7 protein-coding genes and 1 pseudogene are annotated in these 5,876 nt (G+C 49.8%); 7 read left to right on the top strand and 1 reads right to left on the bottom strand.

The genetic code is table 11. The annotated features are described in order from the left end of the window. The 6 genes and pseudogenes from WBV27_RS10665 to WBV27_RS10640 all read left to right on the top strand — a co-directional run. Positions 1 to 602, top strand: a pseudogene (locus WBV27_RS10665) (UDP-N-acetylglucosamine 1-carboxyvinyltransferase); the annotation flags it as partial. 135 nt (positions 603 to 737) lie between these two features. Continuing rightward, positions 738 to 1,997, top strand: a complete 1,260-nt coding sequence (gene rho, locus WBV27_RS10660) for a transcription termination factor Rho (RefSeq protein WP_424201923.1) — start codon at positions 738 to 740, stop codon at positions 1,995 to 1,997. Positions 1,998 to 2,091: 94 nt separating this feature from the next. Then, the gene (traF, locus tag WBV27_RS10655) at positions 2,092 to 2,457 is read left to right on the top strand and encodes a conjugal transfer protein TraF (RefSeq protein WP_424201921.1); all 366 of its coding nucleotides are present in this window, start codon (positions 2,092 to 2,094) and stop codon (positions 2,455 to 2,457) included. A gap of 41 nt (positions 2,458 to 2,498) precedes the next feature. Beyond that, the gene (locus WBV27_RS10650; RefSeq protein ID WP_424201919.1) at positions 2,499 to 2,651 is read left to right on the top strand and encodes a hypothetical protein; all 153 of its coding nucleotides are present in this window, start codon (positions 2,499 to 2,501) and stop codon (positions 2,649 to 2,651) included. Further along, complete coding sequence (locus WBV27_RS10645) at positions 2,648 to 2,911, top strand: type B 50S ribosomal protein L31 (protein WP_424201917.1); 264 nt, start codon at positions 2,648 to 2,650, stop codon at positions 2,909 to 2,911. The genes WBV27_RS10650 and WBV27_RS10645 overlap by 4 nt, the downstream gene beginning before the upstream one ends. Before the next feature lie 318 nt (positions 2,912 to 3,229). Continuing rightward, positions 3,230 to 4,363, top strand: coding sequence for a YdeI/OmpD-associated family protein (locus tag WBV27_RS10640; protein WP_424201915.1), 1,134 nt, complete (start codon positions 3,230 to 3,232; stop codon positions 4,361 to 4,363). A 305-nt stretch (positions 4,364 to 4,668) separates the two neighbouring features. Here WBV27_RS10640 and WBV27_RS10635 read toward each other — a convergent pair whose 3' ends face one another. Then, entirely contained in the window at positions 4,669 to 5,448 is a 780-nt protein-coding gene (locus tag WBV27_RS10635) for an SMI1/KNR4 family protein (protein ID WP_424201914.1), read from the bottom strand. Positions 5,449 to 5,632: 184 nt separating this feature from the next. On the opposite strand from WBV27_RS10635, the gene WBV27_RS10630 reads away from it, so the two are divergent. Beyond that, a partial coding sequence (locus tag WBV27_RS10630; RefSeq protein WP_424201912.1) for a LemA family protein occupies positions 5,633 to 5,876 on the top strand: 244 nt, incomplete at its 3' end.

The raw sequence follows: 5,876 nt of genomic DNA, 5'->3' as shown, positions 1-5,876 counted from the left end.
GCTTGCATGGCTGCAGACACACCGTGATACCTGATCGCATCGAAGCAGGGACATACCTGGCCGCTGCCGCTGCAATGGGTGAGCGTGTGTTGGTGAAAAATGTGATCGTCGAGCATATCGAAAGCCTTATCGCAAAAATGGAAGAAATGGGCGTAGATATGGAAATCGGCGAGGACAGCATCCTGGTCAAAAAATCCGAAAACCTGAAGATGGTCCATATCAAGACGTTGCCTTATCCCGGTTTTGCGACGGACCTGCAGCAACCACTGACTCCGCTCTTGTTGAAAGCGAGTGGTGATGGCACTATCATCGATACAATCTATCCGAAGCGCGTCAACCATATCCCGGAACTCCGCAGGATGGGTGCGAAGGCCAAGGTGGAAAGTGACATGATCTTCATGCAAGGCCCCAACAAATTGACCGGTGCGGAAGTGACAGCCAGCGATCTGCGTGCTGGAGCCTGTCTGGTCATCGCCGGATTGATGGCGGAAGGCACAACCACAATTTCCGGTATCGAGAATATCCTGCGCGGGTATGATCATATCGTCGAAAAATTGACTGCTTTGGGCGCAGACATCAAAATGATCGAAGATGAAGAATAAACTTCTTCGCACAACCCGATAATATGGAGCACCTTCAAAGCAGCAAACGACTTTGGAGGTGTTTTGAATATCTTATATGTTGCATTTGTCAGAAATAAGCATTATAAGAATGATAAGAGAGGAAGGTGGAGCTGTTTGGAAGATATGCTTACCTTGCATGAGTTGGAAAGTAAGACGCTGAAAGAAATATACACCTATGCCAGAGAATTGAAGATTCCCTATTATAGCCAAATGAACAAAAAAGAGCTGTCCTTGGCGGTCATCCGTGCCCAAGAGGAAAAACAAGGGTTCTTCATGACAGAGGGCATTTTAGATATCGTTGCTCAGGAAGGCTTCGGGTTTTTAAGGCCGATCAACTATTCGCCGAGCCAAGAAGATATTTATATATCGACATCGCAAATCAGACGCTTCGATCTGCGCAATGGGGACAAAGTAGCCGGAAAAGCCAGACCTCCGAAAGCATCCGAGCGTTATTACGGCCTGATGCAAGTCAGCACAGTGAACGGGAAACGGCCTGATCAAGCCAAAGAACGCTCGCATTTCCCGGGGCTGACACCCATTTATCCGAACCATCAGATGAAGTTGGAAAATAACCGTACAAACGTAACCGCTCGGATGGTCGATTTGTTCTCGCCCATCGGCTTCGGTCAACGTGGGATGATCGTTGCGCCTCCGAAAGCAGGGAAAACGACTTTGCTGAAAGAGATCGCGAACGGCATCACCACTAATCATCCCGATGTTGAACTTATCATGCTGCTTATCGATGAGCGTCCGGAAGAAGTGACGGATATCGAACGCAGTGTGAAGGGGGATGTTGTCTCCTCGACTTTCGACCAACAACCGGCAAACCATGTCCGGGTGGCGGAACTCGTCCTGGAAAGAGCCATGCGCCTTGTCGAAGACAAGCGTGATGTGGTCATCTTGATGGATAGCCTGACGCGTTTGGCCCGTGCCTATAACTTGGTCATACCGCCAAGCGGCCGTACTTTAAGCGGCGGTATTGATCCGGCAGCCTTTTATCGTCCGAAACGTTTCTTTGGTGCAGCCCGGAATATCGAGGATGGCGGCAGTCTGACGATCATCGCAACCGCGCTTGTCGATACCGGTAGCCGGATGGATGAAGTCATCTACGAAGAATTCAAGGGAACAGGGAACATGGAGCTTGTGCTTTCCCGCGAATTGGCGGAACGACGCATCTTCCCGGCCATCGATATCAAAAAATCGGGCACCCGCAGAGAAGACCTCCTGCTGGACGCGAAAACGATGGAGAATATCTACAAAGTCCGCCGCGGCATGCGCGGGGATGCTTTGGAATACACCGAAAGCTTCCTGAAACAGATGAACACGACCGAAAATAATGAAGCTTTGCTGACCCGTATTGCGTTGATGAAATAGAAGCGTGCCGGCCAGCGTGTGAGCAAATCATGAGCATTTTTTTAAGCTTCCCGGTATAGTGGAACTATCAAAACGCAAAACTGGAGGTTTTTAAATGCTTTTCAATAAAGGAAATTACGAAGAAGACACAAAAGAATTCATAGAGATCACGGCTGAAGAGTTTGAAGAAAAACTGGCTGCCGGCGAAAAAACGATCGTTTATCTCGGGAAAGCCGTTTGCCCGTATTGCCGGAAATTTGTCCCTAAATTAGATAAAGTCCGCAAAGAAAAGAACCTGTCGATCCATTATCTGGACAGTCTGAACACACCGACAGACCCTGCGATCCAAAGCCTGCGCGATAGAATGGGCGTCCGTACGGTGCCTGCGCTTGTGACGATCGATGGTCCGGGCCAATTCACGAATCTGAATGCTGACAGCAGCCTTTCGGAAGAAGAGATTGCAGCCTTACTCGACAAATAAAGCAAACACGTTTTTCTCACCGCTGCTTGGATGGGGGGAACGTGTTTTTTTTAGAATTTGCCATTGCATTCTTGCTGTTTGCGTGGTATCCTTTTAACGTTAAAAAGGATTACCCTGCGGTAGGCCTTTTATTACAAAAAGACAACTCTGGCTTAGTAAATAATCCAGGGCAAAAAGGAGCGAAAGAGACATGAAACAAGAAATCCATCCAAATTACCAAACAGTTGTGTTCATGGATACAACTACAGGATTCAAATTTTTATCAGGTTCAACAAAAGGTTCAAGCGAAAAAGTTGAATGGGAAGATGGCAACACTTACCCAATGATCCGTGTAGAAATTTCTTCAGATTCACACCCATTCTATACTGGACGTCAAAAATTCACGCAAGCCGATGGCCGTGTGGACCGCTTCAACAAAAAATATGGTTTCAAAAACAAAGAAGAACAAGAATAATCTTCTTGAGGGCTTTCCCGGTTTCGGGAAGGCTCTTTTTTTGTTTGTATTTTATTTTGGGTTTCCCTTGGTGGTTGCGTCCTCCGGTGAGGGTCCGCTCCCCGGAGGACGCTGGTAATTTGATGGGCCCAGCTCCGATGAGCACCGCCTCGTCGTAGTTGAAGTCTATAAATGTAGGCCGAACTCCGGCGAAGCCTACGTTCCCCGGAGAAACGGTATATTTCCGGTGAAACGGCTGTTATCCAGGCTTGGATTTTGCGAGGGATCGGTTCGTTTGCTATGATAGCTTTAACAAGGAACGAGAGGGGAAGCGGAGAGATGGCATACGAACCTAAGACCAAACCCACGGAAGTGTCCGTGGAGGAGTTCATCGAAGAGATTCAGCAGCCACAAAAGAAAGAGGATGCTTACGCGCTGTTAAAGTTGTTTGCGGAAGTTACCGGACAGGAAGCCAAAATGTGGGGGCCGAGCATCATCGGATTCGGGAAATATCATTATCGGTACGCGACAGGTCATGAAGGCGATGCCCCGCTGGCTGCTTTTTCGCCCCGCAAGACGGCGCTGACGTTTTATTTTATGCTGCCGGATGGAAAACGGGAAGAGTTGCTTGCGAAGCTCGGCAAACACAAAATCGGAAAGGGTTGCGTGTACGTCAATAAGCTTTCCGATATCGATACCGCTGTGTTGGAGGAGATGATCCGGGAAGACATCGCTCATGCGACCCGACTTTATGGGGAACAAGCCGCTGGCAAACCGCTTCCGGCAGCGACATCGATCACAAAGCGGTTGCGGCTGGATAAATTCCAAAAGCGTGCCGTTCTGGGGAAAGAGCGCGCCATGGCTGACGATTTTGCGGATCTGGAAGCCTACGATACGGATCTGGATTCCGGGAAATACGATCTGATTTTTTCCTACGTCCTGACGCTGGAGGAACTGAATGAACGCGTTTGGGATACGATCAAGGCGGAGCGGCTGAATCCGGAGGGTTACCTTTACATCGCTTATCCGAAAATCGGGAACAAGACCTATGACACATCTGTGCACCGCGATGCCATCTTTCCGAGCCTGGGCGTGGACGACGGCAACGGTTATGTCGGCGGCAGCACCCTGAAATTTGCGCGGATGGTCAAGTTGGATGATACGTTCACGCTCGTCGGGATGAAAAATGATGTCAAAGGAAAAGGCAAGCCAAGCAAAGCGAGCAGCGGCAATGTGGCCGACTATGAGCAGTTCATCCCGGATTTGCAGGGATATCTGGAGGCAGAGCATCGTGATGCCGCGAAGCTGTATGCGGAACTGACGCCGGGCTATCAACGGGATTGGGCCCGCTACATCTACAGTGCCAAACAACCTGCTACGCAGGAGAAACGCAAAGCGGAGATGCTGGAGATCCTCGGCAAAGGCCACAAGACGAAGAACCTTTACCAACAGTGGCTGAAGGAACAAGGGTAACAACAAAAGCAGGGAAGTGCCGTTTTGCGGCAATCCCCTGCTTTTAGCTGTTGTTATGAGGTTCCTGACTCCGGTAAATGACCGTTTCACCGGAGGTACATCGCTTCTCCGGTGAACAGAGGCTTCGCCAGAGTTCCAACTGATTTTTCGGATCCTCCTCCGACGAGCCCGTCCCTGTCGGAAGTGACGGCATTTTCGCGGCACCAGCTCCGACGAGCGATTCCTCATCGGAGTTGGTGCTGATTCTGCGAGTCCTTCTCCGGCGAGCGGAACGAGTGCGCACTGTCCGCGTACACTCGCACGCATCACTCATCCGCGAGTTCTTTTTCCAGCGTTCTCGCCAGCGCTTGGATTGCAGGGTCAGCATCGGCAAGAAATTTCGCCAGCACAGCGTGTACCGTATCCGGCAGCTCGTTCCTGAAGTAGAGGATCTGCGTTTCCAACGCTTCGCAAGCGACTGTTCGGCAGGCCGCATCGGGATGGTCGGAAAAATGCGCTATCCATTGGAGATACCATTGTTTGTCCGGGTCATCCTCGAAGTGCAGAAACAGCTCAGGCAATTCCGCGGCATCGGCCAACAAAAAGGCGTGCGCGCCCTCCGTGTGCGTGAGCCGGATTTCCTCTGGAACAGTCAGCGGTCCCGGTGTCAGGTTGTGCAGGAATTGACCAAAATCGGCAGCGACAGTCTGCCAATTGTCCGTTTCGATATCGATGTGTCGGATGCTGGGCTCTCCGGACGGGGACAGTTTTGAATAATCGAAGGCAAAGAGCTGGTTGCCGTTGCTGCTGAAAAGCACAAAATAGTCCGGCAGACCCGCTGAACGGGCAATTTCTTGTTGGGCATACAGGCTATTCTTGGGATCGTCGTGGAGTCCCAGGATGGCATGGACAGCTGCATAATCGATTCCATCCGATGTCGGCTCTTTGGTCTGGATGCGGGAGCTTAACAGGTAGCCGCCGTTCTGTTCCGCCAACAAGTCAAGATAGGCCTGAGGCAGTTCGGCAGCGGTGATGTCTTTGTACAGCGGATCGGATTTGAATAAGATAGGCAGATTTATTTTGGTTTGTTGCGGGATGAAATACATACAGACACCTCATCTGATTTTTTCTTTCCTTTATGATATCACATACGCCAGCACTTTTCGGTGAAGAGATGGTTAGGCTATTTTTTTACAAAACGAATAGACTCTTCTATAATGAAAGGTGTAGACGGAAATTTGTCTAGGTCAGCCGTTAGGTCGGCAAGAGAGAAAAGGAGCTGTGAGCAAAATGGATTGGTTAATAGGAATCATTGTAGTGGCAGCGATCATCGGGGCAGTATGGATCTCGTTGTATAACAGTCTTGTGAAAAATAAATTATGGGTAACGGAAGCTTGGAGCCAGATTGATGTCCAGTTGAAACGCAGGAACGATCTGATCCCGAACATCGTTGAGACAGTCAAAGGCTATGCGAAACATGAGCAGGAAACCTTGACAAAAGTCATCAATTTGCGGAACATGATTTCGGATATGG

It is taken from the genome of Trichococcus sp. (assembly GCF_049589555.1).
GTDB lineage: Bacteria > Bacillota > Bacilli > Lactobacillales > Aerococcaceae > Trichococcus.
This window is presented reverse-complemented; position numbering and strand designations above follow the sequence as displayed.

Excerpts from the sequence above, each read along its gene's own strand:
- WBV27_RS10640 (WP_424201915.1), top strand. The coding sequence starts at position 3,230 with ATGGCATACGAACCTAAGACCAAACCCACGGAAGTGTCCGTGGAGGAG.
- WBV27_RS10645 (WP_424201917.1), top strand. The coding sequence starts at position 2,648 with ATGAAACAAGAAATCCATCCAAATTACCAAACAGTTGTGTTCATGGAT.
- traF (WP_424201921.1), top strand. The coding sequence starts at position 2,092 with ATGCTTTTCAATAAAGGAAATTACGAAGAAGACACAAAAGAATTCATA.
- WBV27_RS10635 (WP_424201914.1), bottom strand. The coding sequence starts at position 5,448 with ATGTATTTCATCCCGCAACAAACCAAAATAAATCTGCCTATCTTATTC.